Here is a 15,986-nt window from a genome sequence, read left to right on the forward strand (position 1 = left end):
TCTCTTATCCGAATTTACCAGTAATGTAATCTTCTGTCTCTTTATGGGCTGGATTGAGGAACATCTTCTTGGTTTCATTAAATTCAATCAAGTCTCCACCAAGGAAGAAGCCTGTTTTTTCAGAAATCCGAGACGCCTGCTGCATGGAGCGAGTGACCAAAAGCATGGTATATTTGTCTTTTAGACTGTAGAGGGTTTCCTCGATTTTCCCAGCTGAGATTGGATCCAAGGCTGATGTTGGCTCGTCCAAGAGAATGATCTTAGGACTAGTAGCTAGCACGCGAGCCACACAAACCCGTTGCTGCTGACCACCGGAAAGACCGATAGCGGAATCATGCAGACGGTCCTTGACCTCGTCCCAGATAGAAGCACCAATAAGGGAGCGCTCTACTGCTTCGTCCAAAACTGCCTTGTCCTTGACACCATTAATCCGAAGTCCATAGACCACATTTTCATAGATGGTCATAGGGAAAGGATTGGGCTGCTGGAAAACCATGCCGATTTCCTTGCGAAGCTCTACCGTATCTGTCCTCGGACCATAGATATTGTGACTGTTATAAATGACCGTTCCTGTAGTTGTTACTTCCGGATTCAGGTCGCCCATTCGGTTGATGGCCTTAAGCAAGGTTGACTTACCTGAGCCTGACGGTCCAATCAAAGCCGTAATCTCATTTGGCATGAAATCAAGTGAAACGCTATTAAGGGCTTTCTTTTTATTATAATAAACCGACAAGTCCTTGACTTGCAAAATAGGTTCTGTCATACGTTTTTCCTTCATTTTATTTTACATTCAACCAAAGACTAAGCTTGTTGAATCGTGATGAATACGGACAGCTGCTTAACCAAAATGACCTGAAACATAGTCATTAGTGGACTGAAGCTTGGCATTTTGGAAAATATTGGCCGTCTTATCGTACTCAATCAAGTCGCCCAGATAGAAGAATCCAGTGTAGTCACTAGCACGGGCAGCCTGCTGCATATTGTGGGTCACAATGATAATGGTATAGTTATTCTTAAGTTCAAACATGGTTTCTTCCAGCTGCATGGTCGCAATCGGATCCAAGGCTGACGCTGGCTCATCCATGAGCAGAATGTTTGGTTTGACTGAGATAGCACGGGCAATACAGAGCCGCTGCTGCTGACCCCCAGAGAGGGTCAGGGCTGACTTGTGCAAGTCATCTTTGACCTGATCCCAAAGAGCTGCTTGCTTAAGCGAGGTCTCCACAATCTCATCCAAAACCTTTCTATCTCTGACACCAGCCCGTTCATGAGCAAAGGTGATATTTCGATAGATGGACTTGGCAAAAGGATTTGGCCGTTGGAAAACCATGCCGATATGCTTGCGCATTTCATAAACATTGATTTCAGGGCGATTGACATCAATCCCCTCATAGAGAATCTCTCCAGTCACATTGGCAATATCAATGGTATCGTTCATGCGGTTAAGGCTGCGAAGATAGGTTGATTTCCCTGATCCAGACGGGCCAATCAAAGCAGTGATTTTGTTTTTTTCAAACTGCATATCAATGCCCTTGATGGATTCCTTTTTACCGTAGTAAACATGCAAATCCTTGGTCGACAGGGCTACCTTTTCTTCAGGAAAAGTAATGATATGTTTTTCATTCCAATTATATTCTGTCATTTCTTCTCCTTTAAGCAGAGGTTAATTTCTTATGCAGATAGCTGCCCAGTTTGCGGGCTCCCAGATTGAAAATCAAAATAAAAATCAGGAGAACTGCTGCTGAACCAGCAGAAACAGCTGTTCCATCAGGAATTGTTCCCTCACTGTTGACCTTCCAGATATGGACGGCCAAGGTTTCAGCCTGACGGAAGATTGAGATAGGACTGGTGACACTGAAAATATTCCAGTTGGACCAGTCAAGAGCCGGCGCTGACTGACCTGCTGTATAAATCAAGGCTGCTGCCTCACCAAAGATACGACCAGAAGCTAGTACAATACCTGTCACAATACTAGGCAAAGCTTCTGGGATGACCACATGCAGGACCGTTTCCCAGCGGGAAATTCCCAAGGCCAAACCAGCTTCACGTTGTGTATGATGGACATGGCGCAGGCTATCTTCGACGTTCCGCGTCATCTGAGGCAGATTAAAGACGGTCAAGGCCAAGGCACCAGAAATGATTGAGAAGCCATACTCAAACTGTACAACAAAAATCAAATAACCAAAAAGCCCGACTACTACCGAAGGCAGTGAAGATAGAATTTCAATACAGGTACGGACAAAGTTGGTCACTGGGCCTTTCTTAGCATACTCTGACAGATAAACCCCAGCCCCCATAGAAAGAGGCACAGAGATAATCAGAGTAATCACCAGCAGGAAGAAGGAATTATATAGCTGAATCCCAATACCACCGCCAGCTTGGTAAGAAGAGGATTTCCCTGTCAAGAAAGACCAGGAAACATGCGGCAAGCCTCTAACTAATATATAGAGGATAAGAGAGGCAAGGATGGCAACAATGATACTCGCTATTGTATAGAGAACACCAGTCGCCAATTTATCTAATTTCTTAGCGTGCATAGTTTTTCTTACCTCTTTCTTTTGTAATTAGTTTAATCACACTGTTAAAGGCTAAGCTCATCATCAAGAGCACCAGAGCCAGAGACCAGAGAACGTTATTATCCACTGTTCCCATAACGGTATTTCCGATTCCCATAGTCAGGACAGAGGTCAGTGTAGCTGCTGGTGTTGTCAGAGAAGTTGGAATCACCGCAGAGTTACCCACGACCATCTGGATAGCTAGAGCTTCACCAAAGGCACGCGCCATTCCAAAGACCACAGCTGTAAAGATACCTGAGCGAGCAGCCTTGAGTGTTACCCGCCAAATGGTCTGCCAGCGCGTAGCTCCCATAGCCAGACTTGCTTCACGGTAGTGGCGCGGCACAGCACGCAGACTGTCTGTCGTCATAAAGGTTACTGTCGGCAAAATCATGACAAAGAGCACAAAAATACCAGACAAAATCCCAAAACCAGTACCGCCAGAGACTGTACGGACAAAAGGAACCACGATTTGCAGACCGATAAATCCATAAACAACAGACGGAATACCAACTAAAAGCTCAATCGCAGGTTGCAGTATCTTTGCTCCTTTTGGAGAAACCTCTGTCATAAAGACTGCTGCACCAATCGCAAAGGGAGTTGCTATCAGAGCAGACAGAATGGTAACGATAAAGGAGCCTAAAATCATTGGCAAGGCACCGAATTCCTTACCAGAAGGATTCCAGACACCACCAAAAAGAAAATCAAAAACATTAACGCCGTTGACAAAGAAAGTAGATAGACCTTTCTGAGCAACGAAGATTAGAATCATAGCCACAATCACCACAATCAGTGACAGACAGGCAAAAGTCAGATAGCGACCAAACTTCTCCAAGCGAGAATTTTTAGAAGGCGATAACAACTTTTTGGTTAATTCCTCATTTTTCATTTTGAATCTCCTTCTATTGCTGTGACATTCCCATCAGCGTCCTTGCTGACTTTCATATCGTTGATTGAGATATAGCCCATGCTGGTAACAACGCCTTTTTGAACATCATCTGACAGCATATAGTCCAAAAACTCAGCAGCCAGACCAGTCGGCTTGCCCAGTGTATACATATGCTCATAAGACCAGAGCGACCAGTTATTGGTAGCAACATTTTCTGCTGTTGGTTCGTAGTTATTGAGTTTCAAGGTTTTAACAGACTCGTCAACATAGGCAAAGGCCAGGTAAGAAATCGCACCAGGAGTTTGCGAAACGATATTTTTGACCATACCGTTGGAATCCTGCTCCTGACTCTGCACAGCTGATTTCCCATCCATAATGACACTGTCAAAGGTTGCTCGGGAACCAGAGCTAGCCGCACGATTGATAATTGAAATCTCCAAGTCCTTACCGCCCAGCTCTTTCCAGTTGGTGATTTCACCAGTGAAAATTTTCTGCAGCTGCTCGGACGTCAGGTTATCCACGTCAACTTCTTTATTGACAATCACAGCAATCCCAGCCACGGCGACCTTATGATCTACCAAATCAGACGCTTTGATCCCTTCCTTCTCTTCAGCGAAAACATCAGAGTTCCCGATTTCAACAGCTCCTGACTGCACTTGAGATAGACCTGTACCAGATCCCCCCCCTTGTACATTGACTGTTTTACCGATGTTGTTAGAGCCAAAGTCATCAGCTGCCGCTTCAACTAAAGGCTGCAAAGCAGTTGACCCTACTGCTGTCATAGATTCACCACGGTCAATCCATGATGAACAAGCTGATAAGGTGAGTCCTAAGCCCAGAGCTGTCAGCGCTAAAGCAAATTTTTTCAATTTGTTCAAAAGATTTCTCCTTTAATAAAATCAAGAGGATGGGAAGTATCTTTAGTATTTCTTACTTAGCAGAAAGAAGCTTTTTTCAATACATTCACATCTTCAACTATATCATATAATACCAGCTTTTCCTAATATTTTATCTAAATCTCAGGCCTTTTGGAAAATAATTTTTCAGGGTTTTTCCAGTGACTTTTGCAAAGCCCAGGCCGTTCCCGCCAAGGACTAGTTGGTACCAGCCGTTTGGCTGCGCTTCTGCCAGTTCAATCGTCTCTCCTGCTGCATATTTCTTGAAGTCCTGATTATTGATTTCAACTTGATTCAGAACCTCACTGGGCTTCATAGCCAAACCTAGGGCAAAGCTAGGCTCAAAGCGATTCTTCTTAAACGTTCCTAGATGCAAACCGTTACGAGCAATTTTGAGCTTGGACAGGTCTGGCAGGCCAGCTGGCAACAAATAAAGATTGTCCCCAAAGGTCTGCAGGTCACCAGTCAAGACTGTTTTTAGATGCTTGCTCTCAAAGTCCTGCCATAGCTTTCTTTGCTCGCTCGTCAAACGATTCTTACTTGATTTAATCTTCTTGCAGCTATTCTCACCAGTAAAGCGAAAGTGAGCTGCAAACTGACCTTCACCTTTGAAGCGATGCGGATACATCCGAGCTGTCTCCGGAAAGCCAATTCCTTCAGTCATCCCGTTTATCTTAGGAATATCAATCAGTTCAAGTGGAAATTCTTCCAGTAACCAAGCAACGACGTCTTCATTTTCTTCAGGAGCCCAAGTACAGGTCGAATAAACCAGACGACCGTCCTTGGCAAGCATGCTCATAGCGGCTGTTAAAATCTCTCGCTGGAGCTGGGCGCATTGAGCTGGATAATCCGGCGTCCAATACTGGGTAGCATCCGGCTGCTTACGAAACATGCCCTCGCCCGAGCAAGGAGCATCCAGCACAATCAAATCGAAATAACCTTCAAAGACCTGAGCCAACCGCTCAGCTGATTCATTGGTAACAAGCACATTTCTAGCACCAAAGCGCTCAATGTTCTCCACTAAGATTTTTGAGCGTTTGCTATTGATTTCGTTGGAGACCAGTAGGCCTGTATTGTCCAAAAAAGACAAGAGATGGGTAGACTTGCCACCTGGTGCTGCTGCCAAATCTAGGACCTTCATCCCCTTAGATGGTGCTGCTATCTGAGCCACCATCTGAGCTGCTGGCTCCTGCGAATATACCAGACCAGTCACATGCTCAGCAGACTTGCCAGGCACCTTGCCATAAAAGCCCCAGTCTGTCTGAGGAATGGCATCTGAGAAATTCTGCTGGCCTTCTTTCAGAGGATTGCTGCGAAAGGCCGAAATCGGCTCCTCGTCAAAAGTCGCAAAAAAGTCCGCCGCTTCCACGCCTAAAATCTGCTCATATTTTTCTTTAAAACCTTTAGGAAAGTCCATCTACTGCTTCCCCTTTTCTAAATAAGGCGTCAGAGCCGATAGTTTGCACTTAGGCGCCATCATGACAGGCTGCCGAGTCTGGAAATTTAGCTGACTGCCATCCAAGGTCTGGACGATAAAGCCTAGCTTCTCCGCCATAATCGAAGCCGCCGCATAATCCCAAGGCCAGTTGTAGGAAAAATAAGCCAAGAGGCCACCAGATAGTACCTTGCTAAAACTAATCCCAGCACTGCCATAAACCCGAACGCCTAAACACTCCCGAGCCAAGTCTGCCAAGCCCCAATCATTGGCTTGCAGCATACCGGCATTAGAAGCCATGAGAAAATCTTGAAAAGGCCGGTCCTCAAAAGCAGGAAGTTTCCAGTCGTTACAGTAGACGTCAAAGTCACCGCCACCATGATAGAGCTGGTCTCTAGTCACATCATAGATCAAGCCAAAACGACCAATGCCCTTTTCAAAATAGGCAATCATAACAGCAAAATCAGCTTTCTGAGTGATAAAGTTGGTGGTCCCGTCGATTGGATCTATCACCCAAACATTGCCATCAGCAATATTATGTCGGAGTCCATTTTCCTCCGCTAAAATAGCATCCTGCGGATAGCGGGCTAGAATCTTAGCCACCAAATCATCCTGAACCCTTCGGTCCATCTGGGTGACCAAGTCAGTGGCACTGGTCTTTTGTCTCACATCCAAATCATCATAGAGATGTTCTCTCAAAAAAGCACCAGCTTGGTAGATGATTTCTTTAGCAAAATGAAATTTATTTTCCAAGAGAAATGCTTCCTTTACCTTTACTTTTTGCCTCTTGAACAGCATGATAAAGCGAATAACCGCTGACGTTTTCAAACTCACGGCCGATTCGCTTCTCTTGGCCCTTGCTAGGAACAACTTGCTTGAAAGCCGCATAGGACTTCAAGAGCTTTTCCGCTTGGACTTTCTGCTCATAAGCTGCTTCTACATCATTAAAAAAAGAGAGCACCGAAGCAAGCTCTTCAGTGCTCCACGATAAATCTAGTGGGTAACTATAATTTTTGTTCATCTTTACTGAATATCTGCCCGCATGGTTGCGGATCTTAACTCTTCCTTACGATAACTACGAGGCAGGAAAGCACGAATTTCATCCTCGTTAAAGCCGATTTGCATCCGTTTGCCGTCTAAAATAATTGGGCGTCGCAAAAGACTGGGATTTTCCTCAATCAACTGAATCAAGGTTGAAATGGACAAATCCTCCACATCCAAATCTAATTTCTGAAAAATTTTTGAGCGAGTTGAAATAATGTCGTCTGTACCGTTCTCTGTCAGAGAAAGAATGTGTTGCAATTCGGGAGCTGACAGAGGGCTCGTCATGATATTATGTTCCTGAAAGGGCACTTCATGATTTAGCAGCCAAGCACGCGCCTTACGGCAAGAAGTACAACTCGGCGATAAAAATAATGTAATCATGCGTCTCTCTTCTAATTCTGTATAATAACTACCTCTATTATACTAAATTTTATTTGGCTTGACTATATTTTTTTGAAAATTACTGCCGAATGTCATGAAAATATAAATTTTTCAACTATTTCGATAACCAGTCCAACTTCTAGCGATCCGTTCATCGCTCTGCAGCTGAGCAACCAAACTGTCAATACCTTCAAACTTAACCATCTCGCGAATCTTATCCAGCCAGAAAATCCGAATGGTATCTCCATAAATATCCTGAGAAAAATCAAAGATATTAACCTCAAAACGGAGTTCATCACCGTCAAAAGTTACATTTTTCCCAACACTAGCCATACCGCGATAGCGCTGACCATTGTGCTCAACATCCGCGACATAGACGCCATCTCCTGGGAGACGGACTCGATCCAAGGGAGCTAGATTGGCTGTTGGATAGCCAATCGTCCGTCCTCTGGCATTGCCATGAACCACGATCCCGCGAGTGGACAGAGGATAGCCCAACAATTCCTGGGTTTTCAGCATATCACCGACAGCAATCGTCTCCCGAATCCGTGTGGAAGAAATCTTCCGATTATCCAGATTAACCGAAGGAACGATAACAATCTTACCGTTAAAATAATCTCTCAGCTCATGTGACTCTTTGCGGTCTGAGCCAAAATGATAGTCAAAGCCAGCTACCACAGCTTTGGCACGCAGACGAGATACATACTTCTCAAAAAAGTCCCGAGCTGTATTGCCCGCAAAATGGCTAGTAAAATCAATCAGGTAAAGATAGTCAACACCTAAACTTTCCAGCTGCGCCATCCGGTCCTCAGGACTAGCCAGATGCAGCATGAGATCAGGCTGGTAGCGGACAAAGGCCAGCTTAGGAGACTCTGGGAAGGTCATCACTGCAATCTTGAGACCTTGCTCCGTTGCAATCTCTCTCGCTTTCTCAAAGAGTGCCTGATGCCCCTTATGCAGTCCATCGAAATAGCCTAGAACAAGGACTGTATCTTCTGTCTGATCAATCCCTTTTTCATCTATAATTCTCTTGGTTATCATCATTCCTCTATTTTACTACGCATTTGCTATTTTTACAATATCCGTTCCGCGCGAAACTGCAAAATATTCAAAAAGATTTTACTGCCTTAGTCAGGGCGTTGGTCAAAATCTGAAAAAAGCAAAACAAAAGGACAGCAGTTGTGCAGTTGCTGTCCTTTTGTGAGGTTTAATGAAATTATTATAACATGCAAGCGCACATTTCATATTACAAAAGAGTAACAATCTTTTGACAATTCTACTGCGGATATTAAAGGAAGACTTTGCGGGGCTTGTAGGCGGTTTCCCGCTTTTCCAAAATGGCTACTAACTTCTCCTTATAAAAGCCAGCTAGCTCCGCTTCTTCTGACACCAAGCTGATAAAACGGCCATTTCTCACATCCTCAACTTGCTCGTCAGAAAGCTCAACCTTCACTAAATCTCCGATTCCTAATTCGAGTGGTTGGAGGAAGGAGAAATCATCTACTGCTACTCGCTCTGCTATTTCATCCAGAGTCAAGGCATCATCTAAGCTCATACCTGCCGAGGAAGTCCGTGTCAGCTGGGACATGTGACTGGCAAAGCCAAGCTTAGCTCCCAAATCAACAGACAGGGTTCGGACATAGGTCCCCTTGCTGCACTTGACTCGAAAACGAAAGCGGGCTTGCTCATCTTCATAGGAAATCGGACTGGTGCGCTCGAAACTATAGATGGTCACCTGCCGCTCTGGCCGCTCCACTTCTTGACCCGCTCTAGCATACTCATAAAGCTTGCGGCCATTGACCTTGACTGCAGAGTACATGGGCGGAATCTGGCGAATCTCACCAGTCATGGACTCCATCGCTTCATCGATAAGGGCTTCTTCTAAAAGCTCTGTCACTGGCGTCCGCTCTAAGATGTCTCCGCTAGCATCCTCTGTCGTCGTTGAGCAGCCTAGAGTAATCTCCCCCTCGTAGACCTTGCCTTCCTCCTGCATAAACTCGACCAAGCGCGTCGCCTTGCCCACAGCAATCGGAAGCACCCCTACTACATCTGGATCCAAGGTTCCCCCATGACCGATTTTCTTGGTTTTTAAAATCTTTCGCAGCTTAAATACCGCATCATGCGAGGTCATGCCCGCTTCTTTTCTTAGGTTGATAATTCCGTTCATTGGTTAACTTTCTAAAAATAGTAAAACTCTCTTTTGGAAATCCTTATGCTGTTCATAGAGTGCGTGGCCACAGTCTGGCAAAATAGTGAACTGGCTATCTTTGATATGGTGATGCAATTCGAGCGAAGCTTCTACACCTAGAACGTCATCTTCTTCTGCTCCGATGACTAGCGTAGGACAGTTGATCTTTTCCAGAACTGCTAAACTATCATGTCTTAAGCAAGATATGGTCTGAATAGCAATCCGCTGTTTATCTTTAATACGACCAAAGATTCCCATTATTCGATAAAGGTATTTAAACTTTCCAAAGGATTTAGGTGTATAAGAGTGACTTGCAATATCCAACATTAGTTCCTTATAGGATCCAGTCTGACTCAACTCAAGCCAGCGAGTAATCCGCTCCCTACCAAGATTATTCAGTTTCGCAGTAGTAACTGTCAAAATCAATTTTTCAACTCTTTCTGAGAAATCTGCTGCCAACCATTGGGCAATCATACCACCTTGAGAAATTCCTAGGATAGCTACCGTTTTCAAACCTAAAACATCCATTGCTTCAGCTATATCAGTCGCCATATCTCGTGTTGAATAATTTTCTGGCAACTCATTGATTCTGCTAAAAACATAGACCTGGTAAGCTGTTGCGAAGTCCCTATAAGCTAGGGCAAGCATTTGCGCCATTCTCTTAACAGTCGCCAAACCATCTCCTAGACCTGGAATGATGAGCAGCGGCTTCTTCCCTTTTCCAAAGGTCGCATAATCCATGCTTTTTTCGTTAAAATATAAGGTTTTCCCTTTTGTTGAAGACATTACTTCGTTTCCCTTACTATTTTATCATGTTTATTCATGTTGACTTTTTAAATGCAGAGCAAAGCCGGCAGTCACTTTTTCAAATCCAACCGCCTGATAAAACTGATGTGCAGCATTTCGTTCAGAAGTTAATCCACTATTTAGAGTCAGTGCCTTAACTCCTTCTTTTACCGCTTGTTTTTTCAATTCATCGATTAGCCTACTAGCAATTCCTTGTCGTCTTGCTTCTTTTGCAACTGACAAAGCTAAAATACGATAGTAAGATCCATCTGCTTCAAAAAAGAAGAGCTTTGCATAACCTAAGAAACCTAAAATTTCTCCGTTTCTTTCAGCTAAAAGACAGCCATAATGCGGCTGAGAAAGAATCGTTTCTAAACGTCGAGCCAGCTTAGAAGCGGTCGTTGGATAGCCCAAGTCTTCGTATAAAGACAGTAAGGCTTCAGCATCTTTCATGGTTGCTTTTCGTATCTGCATAGGATCCTCCTAGTCACCCTTCAAAGCTTCAAACTTAGCTTTCATGGTAGGATTTTTGCGCGTCAATTTTTTGACAGAGACATCGTCCAGTTTGTTGTTTGCCAAGCGCAGCTGGTTTTCAGAGGTTGTCAGGAACTTCTTGATTTCTTCCATCCGGCGGATGGCCTTGTCAATCTCCTCGATGGCCTTGCCAAAGTTGGTCGAAGCAGACTGATAGTTCTTGGCAAAAGCAACTTTAAAGGCATCCAAATCTTCCTCAAAATGCGTAATATCAATATTCTGCTCCCTCACCAAGGCCAGTTCCTGCTTGTACTGGAGCGAGTTGAGCGCAGCATTACGCAGGAGGGTAATCATGGGCAAGAAGAACTGAGGGCGGATAACATACATCTTCTCATAGGCATAGGACACATCGACAATACCCGAATTGTAGAGCTCGCTGTCAGCCTCAAGAAGTGTCACCAGAATGGCATACTCGCAACCCTTCTCCCGCCGGTCCTTATCCAGCTCTTTGAAGAAATGCTCGTTTTTCTTCTTGGTCGCTGTCTCATCGCCTTCATTTTTCATCTCAAACATGATGGAGAGGATTTCTACACCATTTTCATCCACCTCACGGTAAATGTAGTCGCCCTTGCTGCCTGTTCTGGCATCATTGTCCTTGCCAAACTCCGCTCGCGGGAACATGCCCATACGGTTCTTGTTAAACTCGTACTCACAGTGCTGTTCCAAACTCTCGCCAATCATCTTAGTAGACTGCTTGGCCTTGAAATCCTTGTAGAACTCTATAGTCTCATCTTTCTGCCGCAGCTCTACCTCATAGCGCTCTTTGAGCGAGGTCTGAGCCAGCGCTGCTTCCTTTTCTTGCAAGACTAGCTGGTTCTTAACCTCGTCTCGCTCTTTTTCCAGCGCAGACAAGGTCTTTTGCAGTTGATTTTCATGCTCCAAGCGCAGAGTTGTCAGCTGACTTTCCAATTGCTGGACTTCCTTATCCTTCTCCTGCAATTGAAGACTGGCTGCCTGCTCTGCCTCTTTCTTAGCCAACTCCTGCTGGGTCTCAAACTGAGCAATCTGACTTTGAAGATTGCTAATTTCCTGCTCTTTCTGCGATAGCAGAGCTTGTTGGGCATTCTGGGATTTTTGCTCCGCCAAAGCTAGTTCCTGCTCAATTCGAGCATGAATCTCCTTGTCAAACTCTGCTGTCCGAACCTGCGACAAAAGCTCACTGTACTGGCTCTCATTAACAGTAAAAACCTCCCCGCAGTTGGGGCATTTGATTTCGTTCATGGCGTACCTCTTTCTCTGTAGTTAAACTCTTTATTCTTTTTCTTTTCCAACACGACAGTTCATGCAGCCTTCATACATTATTTGGAGCTGACAAGGAAAAATCTTATTTCCCATTGATAATTCTCCCTGCCAAAGACACTTTTTATCACTGTAATATTCGTGAATAATTGTAATAATAAATTGCGGATATTCTTTTAGAAAATGTTCTAATGGATAGTAAACACCAGTGAATGCCGGATTTTCTTGACTGTCCAAAATGTAGATTTGACAATAATCAAGCTCAACATTTTCAAAGCAAATGCCAGCTTCATAATACTTTTCGCCCTCCTGACTATAATCAATCATATAATCAAACTGAACATGCAAATGATTGCTTTCCAGCCAAATCTTCCGAGTGCTCAAATCATGCAAACTAAAGGCCCGGCCAGGAGGTCGCTTCTCTGCTCTTTCCATCTTTCTCCTACTTCTGCTCGTTAATCTTTATGATTATTATACCATTCTTTGATCAGATAAAAAACAGCAAGCCAAATAGCCTGCTGTTTCAAGTTATCACTCCTCCATCTCAATCCGCCAGCTGGCGGCTGTTTTTCTTTCTTGGATAAATTTGCTGTAGATACCTTGTTTGGCCAGTAAGTCTTGGTGTTTGCCTTGTTCGACAATGCGGCCTTGATCCAGCACCAAAATCTGATCTGCATGCTCAACCGTCTTGAGTCGGTGGGCAATCATGATAATGGTCTTATCGCGAGTCAGTGCCTGAATAGCCTGCATGAGGGCTTCTTCGTTTTCTGGGTCAACATTGGCTGTTGCTTCATCCAGAATGATAATAGGCGCATCCTTGATAATAGCCCGAGCGATAGAAATGCGCTGGCGCTCACCTCCAGAAAGACTGGCACCTCCTTCACCAATCTTGGTGTCATAGCCATCAGGCAGTGAGAGGATAAAGTCATGACAGGACGCTTTCTTGGCTGCCTCTATTACTTCTTCCTGACTGGCCTCCGGCTTGCCAAAACGAATGTTATTGGCAATGGTATCCTCAAAGAGATAGACACTTTGGAAGACAAAGCTGAAATTGCGAATCAGGCTGTCATAGCTGTACTCCTTGACATCATGACCGTCCAAACTGATACTTCCCTGGTCCACATCCCAGAAGCGGGCAATGAGATTGCAGAGCGTTGTTTTGCCAGAGCCAGAAGGTCCGACCAGAGCAGTTGTTGTTTTTTCAGGAATGGTGAGGGAAACCCGGTCAATAATTTTCTTATTTCCATAAGAGAAGCTAACATCTCTCAGCTCAATCCGGCTACTCTTAGGCTCAATATCCTGACCACTGATGTCCATCGACTGGATAGCCAAGACTTGATTGACCATATCAACCGACAGATCAACAATGCGCAGGAGAGAAGAGAAAGAGCCAACGCCGTCTAGATTTTCATAAATCATAAAACCACTGACAATCATCATAATGGTTACCAGCAGCTCCATACTGCCATTGAGATAAAAATAGATAGAGAAAAGACCCATAAAGAGACCGGTCAGCTTGGTCACCATACCCTGGAGGGCAATGTAAGGTGAGGTCACAAGTGTCATTTTGGTATCTAGCTGACTCTTGCCTTCAATAGCCTTGGACAGATTCTTGGCAGAACGGTTGACCAGATTGTAGTTCTTTACTTCAGCAATTCCTTGGCTGTACTCCAAAACAACGGCTACCAGGTTCATATCCGCCTGATACTTGTCATCAGAAACCTTGCCAACTTGCCAACGCATGAGGGTATTGGGCAGGAGAAAGAGGACGAGACCCACCAAGAGAACCAGACCAACCCGCCAGTCATAGAGAAAGACTAAAACGGTGATGAGACCAGTCGTCAGAAAGCCCTGCACAGTCATCATAACCACTCTGGTAGCTACATCAGACAACCCTTCCAGCGTATTGGTCGTAACACTGGTAATCTTGCCCAAGCTATTTTGATTAAAGTAACCCATGGGCAGATAGCGCATGTGTTCGGCAATTTCAATCCGCTTCTGAGCACAGGTATGATAGCCCGCTTCCGTCTGAAGCATGGTTATTTTCAGGGTAATCCAGACGTTTAGAACAGTGGATACCAGCATGATGCCCAGAGCCAGCCAGAAAGTCTGCATAGAGAGATTCTTCTCAATCAGTCCCATAACGACTAGGCCGATTGCTGGGATACGCAGAGCGATGATAAAGGACTTGATGACGCCCAGATAAATGGATTGATAAAATTTCCTACGGTCCTCTGGCGTACAGAAATCAAAGAATTTCTTCAGTATATTAAGCATGCGTCAGCCCTCCTTCCGTCTCACCACTATCCCTGGTTGCAATATGGGCCTGCCACATAGAAGCATAAAGCGGACTGGCTGCCAGCAATTCTTCATGCCGGCCTCTAGCTTCAATCCGACCGTCATTGACCAAGACTATCTGGTCTGCACTCATAATCGTAGACAGCCTGTGGGCAATGACTATCAAGGTCCGTCCCTCAATCAGACGAGCTAGACTGGACTGGATCCGTGCTTCATTTTCCGGATCTGTATAAGCAGTCGCTTCATCCAAGATAAGAATCGGCGCATCCTTAAGCATGGCACGGGCGATGGCAATCCGCTGGCGCTCACCACCAGATAGATGCCCGCCGCCAGATCCGACCTGCGTCTCAAAGCCGTTTTCTAAGTTCATGATAAAGTCATAACAGCCACAGCGACGGGCAATTTCGATGACCTCTTCGTCAGAAACCGCTGGATTTCCCATCCGAATATTTTCCATAATAGTCTCATCAAAGAGATAGTTGTCCTGGGTCACGTAAGCAATCTGCCGACTATAATAGTCTAGCGGAAGCTGACGAATGTCCAAGCCACCATAGGTAATCTGACCAGAACCGACATCCCAGAAAGAAGCTAGAAGCTTGGCAATTGTAGACTTACCTGAGCCTGATGGCCCAACTAAAGCATTGATGCTGCCAGCCTTAATATCTAGCGAAATGTCGTGCAGTACTTCCTCTTCATCTGTATAGCCAAAGCTGACATCCGTCATGACCAGATCCCTTCCTTTTGGAAGTTCTCTCAGCTCCTGAGGCCTTTTCAAATCAGGCTTTTCCAAAATATCAATGACTTGGCCAAAAATAGTCCCGATTTTCCGTAAATCGTCCATATAGCTAGCCACTAAAATCAGAGGAGTCAGCAAACTGAGCGAAAGAATAATCATTAGAATGAAATTGCTGGCAGTCAAGCTTCCTTGCAGATAGAAATAACAGCCAGCCGGCAGCAGAAAGAGCAAGCCTGATGGCAGAAAAGCAGTCACAATACCCATCTCTAGATTGAACTTGCGCATCCACTCAATAAAGCAGTCTGCTCCTTCTCTAGCAGCCGTCACAAACTTATCGTATGAAAATTTTTCCTTGCCAAAGACCTTGATGACTTCAATCCCATTGATGTATTCCACCGCTGTATCATTGAGTTTTTTGGTCTTGACCAGAGTATTTTGATAGTCTGCTTCGCTATTGATAGCCATCCGAACATAGGCCAGCACAACGATGGGAATAGTCAGGAGAGACAGCAAGGTCAGCCGCCAATCAATAACCAGCATAGCAATGAGAACAATAATCGGACCAAAAACCCCAGCAGTAAACTCTGGAATTAGGTGAGCCAAGGTCGTTTCGGTCGCATCTACCCGCTCAACGATAATGTTTTTATAACTGCCTGATGACTGACTAAGCACTGTACCTAGAGGCAGCCTAGCTAGCTTTTCTGTCAGGCGACGCCGCATTTCCGCTAGAATCTTAAAAGTAGCCGTATGCGACAGCATGGTGGAAATACCGTGAAATCCCCAGTAGCCAATCCAGGCCAGACCTGCCCACGCTGACTGCTGCAGGTAAAAATCCCAGTTTTTATTGCCAGCCAAGAGCTGATTAATCATTCCACCAATAAAGAAATAAGGCAGAAATCCTGAAATCACAGAGGCAAAGGCAAAGATCAGACTGAGCACAAAATATATCTTATGAAGGGAAACAAAGTCCCAGATCCAAGCAAGGACAGATTTTTTCTTCATAGA

17 protein-coding genes are annotated in these 15,986 nt (G+C 44.8%); all 17 read right to left on the minus strand.

Features of this window, described 5'->3' with window-relative positions:
- Nucleotides 1-4 precede the first annotated feature (4 nt).
- Nucleotides 5-763 carry a phosphate ABC transporter ATP-binding protein PstB gene (gene pstB / locus K1I80_RS04330; protein ID WP_009660526.1) on the minus strand — a complete coding sequence of 253 codons (759 nt, stop codon included), beginning with the start codon at nt 761-763 and terminating at the stop codon, nt 5-7.
- Nucleotides 764-838: 75 nt separating this feature from the next.
- Entirely contained in the window at nt 839-1,642 is an 804-nt protein-coding gene (gene pstB, locus K1I80_RS04335) for a phosphate ABC transporter ATP-binding protein PstB (protein WP_002895769.1), read from the minus strand.
- A 10-nt stretch (nt 1,643-1,652) separates the two neighbouring features.
- On the minus strand, nt 1,653-2,537 hold the full coding sequence (gene pstA / locus K1I80_RS04340; protein WP_002895770.1) for a phosphate ABC transporter permease PstA: 885 nt from the start codon (nt 2,535-2,537) through the stop codon (nt 1,653-1,655).
- Entirely contained in the window at nt 2,527-3,444 is a 918-nt protein-coding gene (gene pstC / locus K1I80_RS04345; RefSeq protein WP_223312772.1) for a phosphate ABC transporter permease subunit PstC, read from the minus strand. Before pstC ends, pstA begins: the two co-directional genes overlap by 11 nt.
- The gene (locus K1I80_RS04350) at nt 3,441-4,322 is read right to left on the minus strand and encodes a phosphate ABC transporter substrate-binding protein PstS family protein (RefSeq protein ID WP_002897767.1); all 882 of its coding nucleotides are present in this window, start codon (nt 4,320-4,322) and stop codon (nt 3,441-3,443) included. Before K1I80_RS04350 ends, pstC begins: the two co-directional genes overlap by 4 nt.
- Nucleotides 4,323-4,452: 130 nt before the next feature.
- Complete coding sequence (locus K1I80_RS04355; protein ID WP_223312771.1) at nt 4,453-5,757, minus strand: RsmF rRNA methyltransferase first C-terminal domain-containing protein; 1,305 nt, start codon at nt 5,755-5,757, stop codon at nt 4,453-4,455.
- Nucleotides 5,758-6,528 carry an inositol monophosphatase family protein gene (locus K1I80_RS04360; RefSeq protein ID WP_223312770.1) on the minus strand — a complete coding sequence of 257 codons (771 nt, stop codon included), beginning with the start codon at nt 6,526-6,528 and terminating at the stop codon, nt 5,758-5,760. It lies immediately after the preceding gene.
- Nucleotides 6,518-6,796 (minus strand): UPF0223 family protein, encoded by a 279-nt coding sequence (locus tag K1I80_RS04365; RefSeq protein WP_002912219.1) that lies wholly within the window; start codon nt 6,794-6,796, stop codon nt 6,518-6,520. The genes K1I80_RS04360 and K1I80_RS04365 overlap by 11 nt, the downstream gene beginning before the upstream one ends.
- Nucleotides 6,797-6,798: 2 nt before the next feature.
- Complete coding sequence (locus K1I80_RS04370) at nt 6,799-7,200, minus strand: Spx/MgsR family RNA polymerase-binding regulatory protein (RefSeq protein WP_002906786.1); 402 nt, start codon at nt 7,198-7,200, stop codon at nt 6,799-6,801.
- A gap of 111 nt (nt 7,201-7,311) precedes the next feature.
- Nucleotides 7,312-8,241 carry a bifunctional riboflavin kinase/FAD synthetase gene (locus K1I80_RS04375; RefSeq protein ID WP_317627759.1) on the minus strand — a complete coding sequence of 310 codons (930 nt, stop codon included), beginning with the start codon at nt 8,239-8,241 and terminating at the stop codon, nt 7,312-7,314.
- A gap of 247 nt (nt 8,242-8,488) precedes the next feature.
- Nucleotides 8,489-9,367: a tRNA pseudouridine(55) synthase TruB gene (gene truB / locus K1I80_RS04380; RefSeq protein ID WP_223312768.1), complete on the minus strand. Its 879-nt coding sequence runs from the start codon at nt 9,365-9,367 to the stop codon at nt 8,489-8,491.
- Nucleotides 9,368-9,370: 3 nt separating this feature from the next.
- On the minus strand, nt 9,371-10,174 hold the full coding sequence (locus K1I80_RS04385; RefSeq protein ID WP_223312767.1) for an alpha/beta fold hydrolase: 804 nt from the start codon (nt 10,172-10,174) through the stop codon (nt 9,371-9,373).
- Nucleotides 10,175-10,204: 30 nt separating this feature from the next.
- Nucleotides 10,205-10,648, minus strand: a complete 444-nt coding sequence (locus K1I80_RS04390) for a GNAT family N-acetyltransferase (protein WP_011836809.1) — start codon at nt 10,646-10,648, stop codon at nt 10,205-10,207.
- Between the two features lie 9 nt (nt 10,649-10,657).
- Complete coding sequence (locus tag K1I80_RS04395) at nt 10,658-11,929, minus strand: DUF2130 domain-containing protein (RefSeq protein WP_223312766.1); 1,272 nt, start codon at nt 11,927-11,929, stop codon at nt 10,658-10,660.
- A 30-nt stretch (nt 11,930-11,959) separates the two neighbouring features.
- A complete protein-coding gene (locus K1I80_RS04400; protein WP_223312765.1) occupies nt 11,960-12,382 on the minus strand; it encodes a hypothetical protein in 423 nt (140 codons plus the stop codon).
- A 96-nt stretch (nt 12,383-12,478) separates the two neighbouring features.
- The gene (locus K1I80_RS04405) at nt 12,479-14,224 is read right to left on the minus strand and encodes an ABC transporter ATP-binding protein (protein WP_223312764.1); all 1,746 of its coding nucleotides are present in this window, start codon (nt 14,222-14,224) and stop codon (nt 12,479-12,481) included.
- On the minus strand, nt 14,217-15,983 hold the full coding sequence (locus K1I80_RS04410; protein WP_223312763.1) for an ABC transporter ATP-binding protein: 1,767 nt from the start codon (nt 15,981-15,983) through the stop codon (nt 14,217-14,219). The genes K1I80_RS04405 and K1I80_RS04410 overlap by 8 nt, the downstream gene beginning before the upstream one ends.
- Nucleotides 15,984-15,986 lie beyond the last annotated feature (3 nt).

Source organism: Streptococcus sanguinis, from assembly GCF_019929225.1.
Taxonomy (GTDB): domain Bacteria; phylum Bacillota; class Bacilli; order Lactobacillales; family Streptococcaceae; genus Streptococcus; species Streptococcus sanguinis_J.